Here is a 14,713-nt window from a genome sequence, read left to right on the forward strand (position 1 = left end):
CCTTGCTTTCGGGCGGCGGGAGCCGCGTCAACACGGTCCGGTTCTTCCGAGGGGGCGAGCAACGTTTTGAACGATCTGGTGGCGATGCATGCGGGTCGATGCAACGAGTCGGCGTAGTTTTGCAACTGCAGTCGTTGTTGAGCGTGGGCCAATCGGTTTCAATGCCGGTTCTGGTTACTCTTATCCCAACTTATCAACTCAGCTATTCAAACTCTGCGATTCAACCTTGCCGCCCGCGACTTGGACGACTGCTTCCAGTGAGCCCGGCCTCTCGAAGCCAAATCGGCTGCCTGATTGGCGCCGAAGTTCGCCGTCGTTGACGCTCGGGGCCCTAAGAATGGTCAGCGAGGCTCACCTGCCGGGTTCGTTGGGGCTGGCGTTCGCGGTGTTTTGACAAATTACAGCGGGCTGGACGAAATACGGCGGGCTGCTAGTCGACGCAGTTGAACTGCGGCGATGTCCCTTTGATGTTCCTGCATGACTGACCCCGTTGGGGCGGAGACTGATTCGATGAGATATGCATCGGCGCCATTATCATTGCTTGCGGCCTTTGTGGTGCTAACGTCGTCTGCGCGAAGCGAGATACTCGCGTATGAGGGGTTTGACTACGCCGCGGGTTCGCTCAGCGGCGCAAACGGCGGCTACGGATGGGAGAACGCTTGGAGCGTTTCGAACGACGCCGTCGTCGTCCCCGGCAGCCTTGCCTACAACGACGGCGTCAACAATCTTCCCACCACGGGGGGGCATGTCGTTGTCGGCGGCGCCGCGGGTACCGCCACGGCGGTGCGGACGTTGGTCTCCAACCTCACCTTGTCGCCCGGCGACTACTGGATGAGCTTTGTCGGGCGCCGCGACCTCCCGCACCCCGACACGCCGAACAACTACGCCCGCGCCGCGGCGTTCCAGACGCAGTACCTCGGGTCGTCGTCGGTCGAGCAGTTCAGCGTCGGCAAGGTGACGACCAGTATTGCGGGGTCGGTCACGCAGACCTGGGACTTGTTCTCGATCCAGGCCAACCCCCAGAGCATCACCAGCACCGGCGTTGATCAGTCAACCCAGGTGATGGCGCTGATGCAGGTGACCATCGTCGGAGGCGACGACGAGGCGAACGACGACACCGTGAATCTCTGGATCAACCCGAGCCTCGACGAGAACGTCCCGCTAGGAACCCCTGACGCCATCAACACCGGCTTTGACGACTACCTCTTCGACAGCCTCCGGCTGTTTGCCGGCGGGTCGACAGCGGACGGTCTCTACGCCCAGGTGGCGATCGACGAGATCCGCCTCGGAACGACGCTCAAAGACGCCCTCACCGGCCAGATTCTGGCCGGCGACACCAACGGCGATGGCGCGGTCACGGCCGCCGACCTGACACCGATCCGCACGAACTATCGGCAGTCGGTGTCGTTCCGCAGCGAAGGCGACCTGAATGGCGACGGCGTCGTCAGCTTCGCCGACTTCCGGCAGTTCAAAGACGCCCTCCTCGGCGCCGGCGCGTCGCTGGAAGGACTCAACCTAACGTTCTTGAGTGTTCCCGAGCCGAACGCTGCCGTACTCGGCGGCCTCGCTCTAGGCTTCGCAGCGATGTTCCGCCGACGCCGCGTCGCGGCCGTCGTGGCCGTCGCCCTCCTGGCGACGATGACTCCCTCGACCGCTTCGGCCGCCATCACGGCCGTTGGTGACTCGGAGGATGGCTACGGGGTGTCGCCGGCTGTGTTTACGGTGGACCCCTTTGCCGCCGCCGCGAACGCCAACCGCGGCATCGCCAACACACGCAAGCTCCGCCAAACCTTCCAGAACCCGGCCGACATCAATGTCGGCGAGATCGTTCTCTCGTTTGATGTCACCGGAGGCAGTACGGTCGGCGGGTCGGGCGACACGGGCCTGGCGATCAGGATCTTCGAGGTCGCTGACACGCTCGCCTCGAGTTGGTTGCCGTTGGGGCTGCCGATCAAGGAGTTCGTCCTCCCTCCTGGCGAAATGCCTGGCTCCAATCAGACGCTCAGCTTCACGTTGACGGACGGCGATATCTTCTTGCTTCCCGCCCGCTCGATAGGCGCCGAAGGGTACGGACTTGAGATTTCTACTCCGCTGGCCCTCAGTTCTGACGGCAACCCGGGCGTGCTGTACTTCTCTAACGATTCGATGACCGATAGTTACCCCGCCGGTCGTTATTACACGGAGGGCGGCTCCGCCAGCAGCAGCTATCGCGACATCGGCTTGTCGCTGATCGGCACCGACGCCGAGGTCTGTATCCCCGGTGACGTTAATTGCGACGGCACGGTCGATGTCGATAACGACTTGTCCGTCATTGCCGGTAACTTCCGCCAGGCGGTGTCGGGGCGCGAGTTCGGCGACCTCACTTCCAACGGGGTCGTCGACTTCGACGATTTTGACCAGTGGAAGACGAACTACACCGGCTCGCTCGCGAACGTCAACCTTGCGTTCTTGAGCGTCCCCGAACCAGCCGCTCTTGGGCTGGTGATGTTGGCGACGACCGTGGTCGTTGCTCGCCGTCGTCGTTAAGGCGTCGGCATTGATTCGCACCGGTAAGTAAGCCTCATCATCTCGCGGTTATCATCTCCCGACGGCAGCTCCCGATGAAAGTCATGGTCCGCACAAAGAGCTTCCGGCCTCAGCCCCCCGTGGCGTTGGCCGTTCCTTTCGCCGCGATTCTGCTCGCCCTTACGGGCGTCGCTAACGCGCAGGTGAACTACGAATTCCAGCCACAGCCCACCGACCCCGAGTCGTCGCGGCTTTGGCAGGAGAACGCCAACTGGTTCGACGCGAACCTCGGGAACAGTTTTGTCCCGAACGTCTTCTTCAACGAGAGAGCACTGATCAACAACGGCGCTACGGCCGTGTTGACGGTCAACAGCCCGAACGACCCGAACTCGGACACCTCGGTGGTCACGCCAGGCGCCGTTTCGATCGGCAGCGGCGGGCTCGACATCCGCAGTGGTGGTGGCTTATTCGTCACAGCCGGCAATGGGGCGCCAGGATCGTTCACTCTCGGCGGCGGCGGGACCGGCACGCTCTTAGTCAACCCGGGTGGTGAGCTTTCGGTCGCCTCGTCGTTGAACGTCGCCGGCAACTCGGCGAACACCATCACGGTGGGCGGTCCGACCGGCGCCACCGCCACGCTCTCCGCCAACTCGGCGGTGTTGTCAGGAACCACGCACCTCTACCCGAACGCCGATGTCAACATCGGCGCCGGGGTGCAGTTCGTCAATTCGTCGGTCTACCAAGTCGAAATCGGCGGACCCGCATCGTATGGTTCGATTGCTGCTGGCGGCCCCGTCACAACGGCGGGATCGCTCCAGCTGAACTTCTCCGGGTTCACCCCGACGACGGGTCAGTCGTGGGTCGTCCTTGAAGGGTCGTCCGTTTCCGGCAGCTTCGCCAACGTGTCGAGCAACGCCTCGCTTGACTACAACGAGACGGTCGTCGTCTCGGAGGCCAACCTCGGCGCCGGGCGTTTCGGCGTCCGCGCCTCGATCGAAGAAGTGCTGGTTCTCGAAGTGAACCGCAACACCGGCGTCGCGACCGTCACGCACCCGGGCAGCTCGTCGATCGCGCTCGACGGTTACTACGTCGGGTCGTCGCTCGGTTCACTCCGCTCCGACGACGGGTCTTGGAACAGCCTCAACGAGAGCGGCCAGCTCGGCAACGATTGGATCGAGACCGCACAAACCGTCAACAACGTCGGCGAACTGAAAGTCGGCGCCGACGCCACGTTTGGGGCCTCGGTCAACCTGGGGCCGATCTACAACGCCCTCGCCGGGAGCTTTGGCGAGTCGGGCGAGGACCTTGAGTTCGTCTACCGTCGGTCGTCCGATGGCGTGCAGTTCCCCGGCGTGGTCCGCTACACCGGCGACCTCGTGAACTCGCTCGTTCTCCAGGTCGACCCGAGTGGTTCGGGCGACGCCTACCTCCGCAACACGTCGGGAACGACGGTTGAGATCGACGCCTACGAGGTGCTCTCCTCCGCCGGGCGCCTCAGCACGTCGGGCTGGAGCAGTTTTGACGACCAGAACGGAACGGGTAACGCCTGGCTCGAGGCGGGCGATGTCGGGCCGAGTCTACTCGCTGAGTTCGATTCAGAAGGTTACACGACCATCGCCGCCGGCGCCTCGCTGAACCTCGGATCGCTCTACTCCGGTGGCGCTCAGGATCTCGAGTTCAACTTCCTTCTGCGGGGGGATGAGTCGAGCACCACCGGCGTCGTGATCTACGACCAGTACGTCGCGGGGCCGGCCGTCCCGGGTGACTTCAATAATGACGGCTTCGTCAACGCGGCCGACTACACCGATTACCGCGACAACGTCGGGGCCTCGAGTCTGCCGAACGACAACGGCCTCGGCGTCGTCGGACCCGCCCATTACCAGCTGTGGCGTGACAATTACGGGGCGACAAGCCCGGCGGCGGCTCAGGCATCGGTTCCCGAACCGGCGGCCGGAGTGCTCATCGCGATCGCCGCCCTCGCGGCCGGCCGACGCCGTTCGGCTTGATCTCACACGTCGCAAGCCGTAGCCGTCAGATACTTCGGAGGAACGAGAGAACGATGGAATTGAATCAGCCCAGCCCGAATCGGCCCAAGCGTGGCTTCACCTTGGTTGAGTTGCTGGTGGTCATCGCCATCATCGGCATCCTCGTGGCGCTGCTACTCCCCGCGGTGCAGGCGGCCCGTGAGTCGGCTCGCCGCTCGAGCTGCTTGAACAAGCTCAAGCAACTCGGCTTGGCGTGTCACATGTACCACGACGCTTCCAAAGAGCTGCCCCCCAGCCGGATGTGGGACGGCGGCTTTACCTGGGCCGGCGTCTTGCTTCCCTATATCGAGGAAGCGTCTATCCGCGACAGCGCCGACTTCACCAAGTCTTTTGACAGCCAACCCGACGTGGTCAAACTCACTCCGGTGACGACTTTCCTCTGCCCTTCACGCAATCAGGACCAGCCCACCAACTACCTGCGTTCGGAGGTGATCCCGGACATTGTCACCTCGACGGGTGGGACCGTTAAAGGCGGCGCTACGGTCCGCGGCATCCGCGGCGATTACGCTTGTATCTCAAGCACATTTCGTTCGGGTAGCGGTGGTTTCGACCATGTCTTTGACGGCGCGATCGTCTTGCCAAAGCTCGAGGCAGGCAATCGTTTCAAGTCGCGAACGACCCTCGCAAAGATCTCCGATGGCACGTCCAAGACGTTGATGATCGGCGAGAACTCGTACTGGATGGCGGTCCGCGCCTCGATCTACGACGGCGGGGACAACCCAGGAGCGATTCTCGGCCTAGGAAGTCTTGAGCGTATCAAGGCCCAGTTCTCGAGTGACGGTCGTGGTGTGAACTTTACCAGTCGTGAGGGGGGTAGCGTCGCTCAGTCAGAGCGGGACTATCCCGGCAGCGGCTGCGACTCTGGCGCAGGGTGCAATGTCTGGTTTGGCGGGCCCCATGTCGGTGTCATTAACGTCACTCTCGCCGATGGCAGCAGCCGCGCCGTCAAGAAGGATATCTCGTTGGCTGTCGTGGAAGACTTCGTCACTCGGGCCGGCGAAGAAGTGGCTAGTCTCGACAACCTTTGATGCGTTCCCGGCGGCATGCGGATCGATGACGAGCCGCTGCGAATGAGAGACTGATCTCTCAATCTCTCACCTTGCTGACACCACATGAAGATGCAACTCCGTCTGCGCCTGGTCGGTTCGGTCGCTGTACTTTCGATCGCTTGGGTCCTCGCTCCGGCTCAGGCGCAGGTCGCGCCGCCGATCCTGCCGGGGATTTCGGTCGAGATCGCCGACATCCTGCAGATGCCGGACACCCGCGGGCAGGGCTCCGAAGACAGCCGCGTCTCGGCGAATGTCGCGCGGATCAACTTCCTCCGCGAGATTCCGGGCAGTCCCGGCGAATGGATCGTCAACGACCTTCGTGGCCAGGTGTATCGCGTCGATCCCGCGACTCAGCAGGCCACGACGTTCTTGAACGTCGGGGACGAGTTTTCTCGATTCATTATCGGGCCGGGGGGGCTTTCGACCGGGCTGATTACGGTGGAGCTGCACCCCGAGTTCCTCTCGAACGGCAAGTTCTACACGATCCATGAAGAGTCGGCCTCCGGCAATCCCGGCACGCCCGACTTCCAAGCGGTCGGCAACGCCGGCAACCTCGCCAGCGGACAGCACGGCGTTGTGATCGAGTGGACCGCCAACGACCCGACAGCCGCGACCTTCTCGGGGACGCATCGCGAGCTCATGCGGATCGCCCAGCCGTCGGGCAATCTCCACAACCTGGGCGACATCGGCTTCAATCCCCTTGCGCAACCGGGCGACGCCGACTACGGCATGATGTACCTGGCAGGTGGCGACGCCGGTTACGACTCGGAGGGGAAAGGCTCGAAGCAGGCCCGCGTCACGAGCTCAATTTTCGGCAAGTTGCTGCGGATCGACCCGTTGGGATCGAACAGCGCCAACGGCCAGTACGGGATCCCCGCCGACAACCCGTACGCCGGTGATGGTGACAGCGGCACGCTGGACGAGATCTACGCGATGGGGTTCCGCAACCTGCACCGCATTGGCTGGGACCTCGAGACCGGGCTTTTTATCGGGACCGATATCGGGCAGAGCCATGTCGAAGAGGTCAATCTGCTCCGTAACGGCGGCGACTACGGGTGGGACTTCACCGAGGGGACCTTTGGACGGGGCGGCGCCACCCTGCCACGCGACACGGAGGGCGTCACCTTCCCCGCCGCACAGTACGACCACGCCGACGGTTCGGCGATCGCGGGGGGCTTCGTCTATCGCGGCGCGATGATCCCGGAACTCGTTGGCAAGTTCGTATACGGCGACATCGTTAACGGCCGGCTGTTCTACAGCGACGTCGACGAGATGATCGCCGCCGAGGGCGATTCGAGCATCACGACCACGGCGACGGTCTACGAGTTGTTCCTCACCCAAGACGGCGCCGCGACCACCCTGAATGACCTCGTGCTGGACAAGTTGGGGATCCCAACCCTGCCGAGGAACCGCCACGACTTGCGTTTCGGCCAGACCTCCGACGGCGAGCTCTACGTCATCACGAAACAAGACGGCATGATCCGTCAGCTTGTCGGCGACGGTTTGGTCGGCGACTACAACGGCGACGGCCTCGTGGACGCCGCCGACTACACGGTTTGGCGTGACACCAGCGGCCAAACGGGGGCGGGCCTCGCGGCGGACGGCGACGGCGACGGCGAAGTCGATAGCGACGACTACGGCGTCTGGGCTTCGGCCTACGGCAGTGGCGGGTCGACGAGCCGATCGGAGTCGGTCCCCGAGCCGGCGGGCGTTTTGGCCGCCCTCCTCGCCTCGGCCGCGACCTTGATGCGCCGACGGGCGTCCCGCTAAACCTCGCCGAGAAGGACGACGATGCCGGTTCACAGGAAGCTCGCCATGACCCTGGCGGGGGCGCTCTGCGCCGCCGCGGCGACGGCTCAAAACATCAAGTCGTTCCCCCAGGCCGAAGGCTTTGGCGCCGAAGCGACGGGCGGACGGGGCGGGGTGGTCTACCACGTCACCAGCCTCGGCGATTCCAACACACCCGGCACGCTGCGCTACGGGATCGAGTCGCTGAACCCGAGCGTTCCGGTGACGATCGTTTTCGACGTCGGGGGTTGGATCAACCTCAACGAGAACCTCGGGGTCGTCCGCAGCAATGTGACGATCGCCGGCCAAACCGCCCCGGGCGACGGCATCGGCGTGAGGAACCGCAAGTTCTCGATCGGCGGCGACGACATCGTTGTTCGTCACGTCCACTTCGCCTACGGCAGGACCGCGGCCGCTTCAAACGACACGGTCAACGTCAATAACAATTCGACCGACGTGATCTTTGACCACGTCGCTGCCGTGATGTCGCGAGACGAGGCGTTTTCCGCCCAATCGACCAACCTGACGCTGCAGTGGTCGACCATATCCTACGGGCTCCAGACGCACTCGGCCGGTTCGCTGCTCGAACAGCCGACGAACCTGAGCTTCCATCACAACCTTTGGGCGCACAATCACACACGCAATCCCAAGGCGCGGGTGCAGGGCGCCTTCGACTACATCAACAACGTTGTCTACGACTACGACATCGGGTTCATCGCCGGCGACTCGGGCACGACGGACTACTTCTGGCCCAACAACTTCGACGGCAATGTCTTTATCACCGGCCCCAACGACTCGGGCAACGATATGATCCGAGACGGTCACGCCGAGAATACGGGCCTCTATTTCGGAACGAACTATTACGACGGCGACGGCGACGCGGTACACGACCCAGAGGTCTACACCGGCTCAAGCCGCAACCTGGGGAACGTCGTCAGCGGATCCTATACCCGGGTGACGACGCCGTACCCCGTCGCCGACCCGATCTGGCAAGAGGCGACACCCGAGTTGGCGTACCAACGCGTCCTCGCCGAGTTCGGGCCGAACCCGACAAATCGCAACGACCTCAACGCGTTGCTCGCCTCGAATGTCGCGGACCGCACGGGCTACCAGATCAGCAACCAGTCGCAGCTGCCAATCAGCGGCGACGGTTGGGGTGACATCCTCGGCGGCGCGGCGCCAACCGACACCGACCGCGACGGCATGCCCGACGCCTGGGAAGCGAAGCACGGACTCTCGACGACCGTCGCCAACAACAACGGCGACTTCGACGCCGACGGTTTCACCGACCTCGAAGAGTACCTCAATGATCTGGCGGCGTTCGCCGCGACGGGCCCCCTCGAGTTCTCAGGCAACGGGCGGTACGCCGAATGGGGCAACTGGACGAGGCGCTGGGAGCCATCGCGGGTTGATGATGTGAGGATCGAGACGGGCGTCGCGACGGTCGACGCCGTCGGACAACGGGCGGGCGACCTGCGCATCGGCGGCGACCCGGGGTCGAACGGAGGTCTCGCCGTGACCGACGGCTGGATCGAGGTCACCGATGACCTGACCGTCGGCGGCGCAGGAGTCGGCGGCGTCGAACAGACGGGCGGGGTGGTCCGGGTCCTGAACGGCGGCGTCGCGATTGAGACGGGGCAGTACCGACTGGCCGGGGGGGTCCTCCAGGCTCCCGAACTATCGAAAGGCCCCGGCGGCGTCTTTCTGCTCGAGGGGGGCGAACTCCAGGTGGGAGAGGTCGGGTTCGATCTCTTGAACGAAGGCGGCGTAATCGCGCCTGGCGCTGGGATTGGCGAGACGCACGTCTCGGGAGACCTGACGCTCAGCACCGGGGTCGTTCGTATCGAAGTGGCGTCGCCTACCGAGGCCGACTTGTTGAGCGTCGATGGCGTCGCCGTGCTTGGCGGGACGCTTGAAGTCCAATTCGTCGACGGGTTCGCACCGACCGCAGGAGAGTGGCGGATTATAAACGCCAGCTCATTCGCGGGTCAGTTCGACGCCTTGCCGAATGGCTTCACCCTGCGCGAGTCGGGCGCCGACATGCTGCTTGTGCTCGGCGCCTCGCTAAGCGGCGACTACAACGGCGACGGCCTCGTCGACGCCGCCGACTACACGGTCTGGCGCGACGGGTTCGGACTGTCAGTGACGCCCGGCAGCGGCGCCGACGGCAATGGCGACGGCGAAGTCAATCAAGTGGACTACCACGTTTGGCGGAGCCACTACGGCGAGTCGTTGGGCGCCGCTCAGCCGACGCCTGAGCCAACCGGAATCGCCGCGGCGACCGTCGCCTTCGTGTCGTCGTTGGGCCTCAAATTCCGCGAGCAGCGGCGTTAATTGGCGCCGTTGGGGGACGCCTTGCTTCCCGCGATGCACGGCGGCGACCGTGTCCAATCGGAGTTGTCAGCAACAAGAGGGCGGCGAGACCGAGGGCGGTTGGCTCCGGGGTCGAGGTCACCTCGGCGCGTGCGGATCGCGCGGGGCTGGCGCCCGACCAGTGGTTGGCCCAGACCGCGTAGTCACCGTCATCAACTACACGGCTGAAATCGCCGTCGGCGCGAAGGTCTTCGGTCGATCCCTTCGTGTCACGCCACAACGTGTAATCGGCCGCGTCAACGAATCCGTCGTGGTTGTAATCTCCCGCGGGCGAGCTGATCGCGCGGTAGAGGTCAAACATCTCCCGGGGCGACAGCGCCTTGTCGAACGCCATCAGCTCGTCGGTGCGGCCGTTGAATGGGTTTTGTTCGGCCAGGTTGTTGGGGAAGCTCCCCCCGATCTTGATCCCCCCGGAGTTGGTCGCCGACGTGCGGTCCGGTCCGTCGGTGAGCTGCCAGGCGTTCACGTTCGGGTCGCCGGCGTCCAGAAGCACGCCGTTCTTGAAGAGAAGGATGTCGCCCGTATCGAAGTCGAAGGTCGCCGCCAAATGGGTCCAAGTCTCGGGGGGCATTACGTCGTCCCAAGACTCGACAGACGCGCGCCGTCCCGACGCCGATTGGCTATCGAGCCGTCGACCGAGCGCCGTCACCTTGCCGTCGATGACTTCAATGAGCGCGCGGACGGTGTGGCCGTCGATATTGGCGCCGCCGTCGTCCCCGTTGAGGAACCCGAAGAGGCCGAAGGCGTTGTAGCGGTCGGTCGGATTGCCGGTGTTGGTGTTGGGACTCGGGTTATCGGTGGCGTCGCCTAGCGGCTTGAACCAGCCCGCGAGCGTGACGGCCGCCACGCCGTTAAGTCCGGTCAGCGTCGAAGCGCTCGACGACCCGAACTGAACGCCGGCCTTCCAATCGTCGTTAGGACCGGTGTCTCGCTGGCCGGTCTGGAGCGAGTACTGGCTTCCCCCCCACGCGCCATCGGCGACGCGCGGAGCGCCGTTGAGGAGTTCAAGGTTCGTCGCGTCCGAGCCGAGATCGACTTCAACCAGAGAAGTCACCGATCCTCCCAACGGCTCGTCGAACGAGTAGTGGTTGATCAGGTGCGGAAGCAGCGGTGCAGGTACGCCGGCTAGCGTGGCTTGAGTCGTGGCGGAGACCGCGAAGGCGCCGACCGTAAAGGCAGCGTTGAGGGCGAAGGCGCGCTGCGGACGGGTCATGGTCGCCAAAAGAAGAGGAAAAGAGTCACGACATCGTAATCGCAGGAGAGTTAGAGGCCAACACGGCGTGACGGCGTGTTGATTGAGGGACGTCGTCTGCCACCTTTCTGCAGCAGGAAGGGCCGTCGGGGTCCCCTCAAAGCCACAGGGGAAAGCCGGATCGAGGTCGACGGATCGAAGACCAACGGCGGATGTCATCGCCCGTTGGTAGGCAGGCGACTCATCCGGCGGTCTTTAAGAAGACAAAATTATCCACTTGACTGCTAAGGCTTGCTAGCCGATATTGATACTAAGTGGAGTCGCAAGTCCACAAATGGCAAGCCGGGTGATTGCCTTTCGATGTAAGTTCCTAGAGAGTAACTGTTTATGTCGGTATCGCAGACAGCCGAATACGCTCTGCGGTCGGTCGTTTGGCTCGCCCAGAATCCCGGCGAGCCTCAAACAACCCAGCAGTTGGCGGACGGGACCCGCGTGTCGGTGAGCTACCTCCCGAAGGTGCTCCAACCGCTCGGCAGGGCCGCGATCCTCCGCAGCCAGCGGGGGATTAACGGCGGGTACTCCCTCGACCGTGACCCCGAGGAACTCACGGTTCTTGAGATCATCAACTGCGTTGACCCGATCCAACGCATTCGTCGCTGCCCCCTGAGCTTGGTGACTCACAACGGCGGCCTCTGCCCGCTCCATCGGATGCTCGACAACGCCATCGCCGACACCGAGAGGCGATTCGCGTCGATGACGATTGCGGCGCTGCTCCGCGAGGACACCGGGTTGAAGCCGTTGTGCGAAGAGACCGCTGAGGTGATTTCGCTAACGATCCCTTCAAGAGCGTCGCCCGGAAAGAGCTAGCCGATTCACTCGCTGCCTCTCCGAAGTTTCTAGACGCCTCGAGCAACCGTCCGTACCGAAGGTCCCGTTTGACCATGAGTGAAGTAGCCGTTGTCGCCAGCCCCCCGCAAGGCGGCCGAACTCTCGAACGCTTTAGCTACGACGACGCCATCGTGCGGATGTTTGTGGCCGCAACTTTGATTTGGGGTCTGGTCGGCTTCTCAGTCGGCATGCTCCTCGCCTTGCAGCTCCCGTTCCCAACGCTCAACGGCGGGATCGAGTGGATCACGTTCGGCCGATTGCGGCCGCTGCACACCAACGCCGTGATCTTTGCGTTCGCCGGCAACGGCATCTTCGCGGCGATCTATTACTCGACCCAGCGCTTGTGTAAAGCGCGGATGTTCAACGACACGCTCAGCCGGCTGCACTTCTGGGGCTGGCAAGCGATCATCGTCTCGGCGGCGCTGACGCTGCCCTTCGGCATCACGCAGAGCAAAGAGTACGCCGAACTCGAGTGGCCGATCGATATCGCGATCGCGGTCGTCTGGGCCGGGTTCTTTGGCGTCAACTTTTTTATGACGCTCGTTAAGCGCCGCGAACGGCATATGTACGTGGCCCTTTGGTTCTACATCGCGACGATCATAACGGTGGCGGTGCTGCACATCTTCAACAACCTGTGGGTGCCGATCCTCTCGCCGACGTTGATCAAGAGTTACCCGATCTACGCGGGCGTGCAGGACGCGATGATGCAGTGGTGGTACGGCCACAACGCGGTCGCGTTCTTCTTGACGACGCCGTTCCTTGGCCTGATGTACTACTTCCTGCCGAAGGCGGCCGAGCGGCCGGTCTTTAGCTACCGGCTATCGATCATCCACTTCTGGTCGCTGGTCTTCATCTACATCTGGGCGGGCCCGCACCACCTGCACTACTCGGCCGTGCCGGAGTGGGCGCAGACGCTGGGCATGGTCTTCTCGCTGATGCTGTGGATGCCCAGCTGGGGCGGCATGATCAACGGACTGCTGACGCTGCGGGGCGCCTGGCACAAGGTCACGACCGACCCGGTGCTGAAGTTCTTCGTCGTCGGCATCACGTTCTATGGCATGAGCACTTTCGAGGGACCCTTGCTCTCGATCAAGGCCGTCAACGCGTTGAGCCACTACACCGACTGGACCATCGCGCACGTCCATGCCGGCGCCTTGGGCTGGAACGGCTTTATGGTCTTTGGCATGTGCTACTGGCTGGCCCCTCGGATCTTCCAGACGAAGCTCTACAGCACGGCCCTGGCGGAGACGCACTTCTGGATCGCCACGATCGGCATCCTCGTCTACGTGGTGCCGCTCTACGTCGCGGGGATCCTGCAGGGACTGATGTGGGGCACGATGACGCCCACCGGACAGCTCGCGTACCCCGATTTCGTCGAAACGACCCAAGCGATCATCCCGATGTACTACCTCCGCGCTATCGGCGGGAGCCTTTACATCGTCGCCGCCATGATCGGTTGCTTCAACTTCTACAAGACCTGGCAGTCGCGCCCGGCTGTCTACGACGTGCCGGTCTACGAGGCGCCCGCTCTGAAGGACGTGGCGATCGTCGAGGAGTCGGCGCCAGAATCGACACTGACCGGGGTCACCGACACGGGCATGGCGCTCGACGTCTTCTCGAAGATGTGGTGGCACCGGGCGTGGGAGCGGATGCCAATCAAGTTCACCGTGCTGACGACGATCGCCGTTGCGAGCGCGTCGCTGCTGGAGTTGGTGCCGACCTTCGTGATCCGCTCGAACGTCTCGACGATCTCTACGGTGACGCCCTACACACCCCTCGAACTGGCCGGACGTGACCTGTTCGTCAGCGAGGGGTGCTACAACTGCCACTCGCAGATGATCCGCCCGACCGTCGCCGAGACCAAGCGGTACGGCGAGTTCAGCAAGGCGGGTGAGAGCGTCTACGACCACCCGTTCCAGTGGGGGTCGCGGCGGATCGGTCCGGACTTGGCGCGCGAGGGGGGCAAACAGAGCCATCAGTGGCACGTCCTCCACTTCCGCAATCCGAGCGACCTCAACCAGGGCTCGATCATGCCCGCCTACCCGTGGCTGATGCGGAAGGAGCTCGACTTCGAGTCGGTGCCGCTCCGGATCGCCGCGATGCAGACGCTCGGCGTCCCGTACCCGCAGTACGAGGGCCTCGCCCGCGATCAAGCGAAGGCCGACGCCGAGAAGCAAGCGGCCGAGATCGCCGCGGCCTTTGTCGAGCAGAACGGCGGGCAGCCTTATGTCGACTTGAAGGGCCGGCAATACGACCTCGCCGACAAGCAGGTGGTCGCCCTCGTGGCGTTCCTGCAACGGGTCGGCACGGACCTCTTTAAGAACCCCGACGCCTCGGTCGAAGAGGGGGCCGACCCCGCAGCGGCGCCACCAGTGGACATCGTGACCCCCCATCCCGAGACCGAAGCCGATGTCGCTCCCGAGCGGACGGCGATGGCTCCTACCGGAGACCAATCATGATCAAGCAAGCGATATCGGCCGCGGGCCTCGAAGTGCTGGCCGTCGGCGGATTGCTGATGTTCGTCGCCGTCTTCGCCGGCGTGACGTGGTGGGTGCTGAGCCGCAGCCGGAAGGAGATCGATAAGTGGTCGTCGCTGCCGTTGGCGGAGGGAGTCGACCCGGTCGATCCGCGGCTGCCAGTTGTTGAGAAGCCGAGCAATCCGAGCGTCGACGCCTTGCCCGTTGTCGGTCCGCCAGACGAAGTCTCTCACCGGCACGGCGAGGGGGGCTGCGGCAAGTGCGAGAATTGCCAGTGCGGCGCCGATTCGCCGACGTCGGTCACCACGCCGACATCGATCACCACGTTGGCCGTCAACTGAAATCCAAGCCAACCGGCTACGTTCAAGAATACACGCCGACCCGCTTCAAAAAACG

9 protein-coding genes are annotated in these 14,713 nt (G+C 63.7%); 8 read left to right on the forward strand and 1 reads right to left on the reverse strand.

The annotated features are described in order from the left end of the window. The first annotated feature begins 510 nt into the window (after window positions 1–510). The 5 genes from Pla108_RS08310 to Pla108_RS08330 all read left to right on the forward strand — a co-directional run bounded on the left by Pla108_RS08310 (window position 511) and on the right by Pla108_RS08330 (window position 9,721). The gene (locus Pla108_RS08310) at window positions 511–2,526 is read left to right on the forward strand and encodes a dockerin type I domain-containing protein (protein WP_197526387.1); all 2,016 of its coding nucleotides are present in this window, start codon (window positions 511–513) and stop codon (window positions 2,524–2,526) included. An 83-nt stretch (window positions 2,527–2,609) separates the two neighbouring features. After that, window positions 2,610–4,511: a hypothetical protein gene (locus Pla108_RS08315; RefSeq protein WP_197526388.1), complete on the forward strand. Its 1,902-nt coding sequence runs from the start codon at window positions 2,610–2,612 to the stop codon at window positions 4,509–4,511. A gap of 53 nt (window positions 4,512–4,564) precedes the next feature. Then, entirely contained in the window at window positions 4,565–5,578 is a 1,014-nt protein-coding gene (locus Pla108_RS08320) for a DUF1559 domain-containing protein (RefSeq protein WP_146444483.1), read from the forward strand. 84 nt (window positions 5,579–5,662) lie between these two features. Further along, entirely contained in the window at window positions 5,663–7,369 is a 1,707-nt protein-coding gene (locus Pla108_RS08325; RefSeq protein WP_146444484.1) for a PQQ-dependent sugar dehydrogenase, read from the forward strand. 21 nt (window positions 7,370–7,390) lie between these two features. Continuing rightward, entirely contained in the window at window positions 7,391–9,721 is a 2,331-nt protein-coding gene (locus Pla108_RS08330) for a dockerin type I domain-containing protein (RefSeq protein WP_146444485.1), read from the forward strand. On the opposite strand, the gene Pla108_RS08335 is transcribed toward Pla108_RS08330, so the two are convergent. Beyond that, entirely contained in the window at window positions 9,696–10,973 is a 1,278-nt protein-coding gene (locus tag Pla108_RS08335) for a LamG-like jellyroll fold domain-containing protein (RefSeq protein WP_197526389.1), read from the reverse strand. The genes Pla108_RS08330 and Pla108_RS08335 overlap by 26 nt on opposite strands. A 366-nt stretch (window positions 10,974–11,339) precedes the next feature. On the opposite strand from Pla108_RS08335, the gene Pla108_RS08340 reads away from it, so the two are divergent. From Pla108_RS08340 to Pla108_RS08350, 3 genes are all read left to right on the forward strand, one after another. Beyond that, complete coding sequence (locus tag Pla108_RS08340) at window positions 11,340–11,819, forward strand: Rrf2 family transcriptional regulator (protein WP_146444487.1); 480 nt, start codon at window positions 11,340–11,342, stop codon at window positions 11,817–11,819. Between the two features lie 74 nt (window positions 11,820–11,893). Beyond that, window positions 11,894–14,299 (forward strand): cytochrome-c oxidase, cbb3-type subunit I, encoded by a 2,406-nt coding sequence (gene ccoN / locus Pla108_RS08345; protein WP_146444488.1) that lies wholly within the window; start codon window positions 11,894–11,896, stop codon window positions 14,297–14,299. Beyond that, the gene (locus Pla108_RS08350; RefSeq protein WP_146444489.1) at window positions 14,296–14,658 is read left to right on the forward strand and encodes a cbb3-type cytochrome oxidase subunit 3; all 363 of its coding nucleotides are present in this window, start codon (window positions 14,296–14,298) and stop codon (window positions 14,656–14,658) included. Before ccoN ends, Pla108_RS08350 begins: the two co-directional genes overlap by 4 nt. The last annotated feature ends 55 nt before the right edge of the window (window positions 14,659–14,713 follow it).

This window comes from Botrimarina colliarenosi (genome assembly GCF_007859955.1).
Taxonomy (GTDB): domain Bacteria; phylum Planctomycetota; class Planctomycetia; order Pirellulales; family Lacipirellulaceae; genus Botrimarina; species Botrimarina colliarenosi.

What these genes read in the sequence shown, in the direction of transcription:
- Pla108_RS08310 (WP_197526387.1), top strand. Translation starts at nt 511, where the DNA reads ATGAGATATGCATCGGCGCCATTATCATTGCTTGCGGCCTTTGTGGTG.
- Pla108_RS08315 (WP_197526388.1), top strand. Translation starts at nt 2,610, where the DNA reads ATGGTCCGCACAAAGAGCTTCCGGCCTCAGCCCCCCGTGGCGTTGGCC.
- Pla108_RS08320 (WP_146444483.1), top strand. Translation starts at nt 4,565, where the DNA reads ATGGAATTGAATCAGCCCAGCCCGAATCGGCCCAAGCGTGGCTTCACC.
- Pla108_RS08325 (WP_146444484.1), top strand. Translation starts at nt 5,663, where the DNA reads ATGAAGATGCAACTCCGTCTGCGCCTGGTCGGTTCGGTCGCTGTACTT.
- Pla108_RS08330 (WP_146444485.1), top strand. Translation starts at nt 7,391, where the DNA reads ATGCCGGTTCACAGGAAGCTCGCCATGACCCTGGCGGGGGCGCTCTGC.
- Pla108_RS08335 (WP_197526389.1), bottom strand. Translation starts at nt 10,973, where the DNA reads ATGACCCGTCCGCAGCGCGCCTTCGCCCTCAACGCTGCCTTTACGGTC.
- Pla108_RS08340 (WP_146444487.1), top strand. Translation starts at nt 11,340, where the DNA reads ATGTCGGTATCGCAGACAGCCGAATACGCTCTGCGGTCGGTCGTTTGG.
- ccoN (WP_146444488.1), top strand. Translation starts at nt 11,894, where the DNA reads ATGAGTGAAGTAGCCGTTGTCGCCAGCCCCCCGCAAGGCGGCCGAACT.
- Pla108_RS08350 (WP_146444489.1), top strand. Translation starts at nt 14,296, where the DNA reads ATGATCAAGCAAGCGATATCGGCCGCGGGCCTCGAAGTGCTGGCCGTC.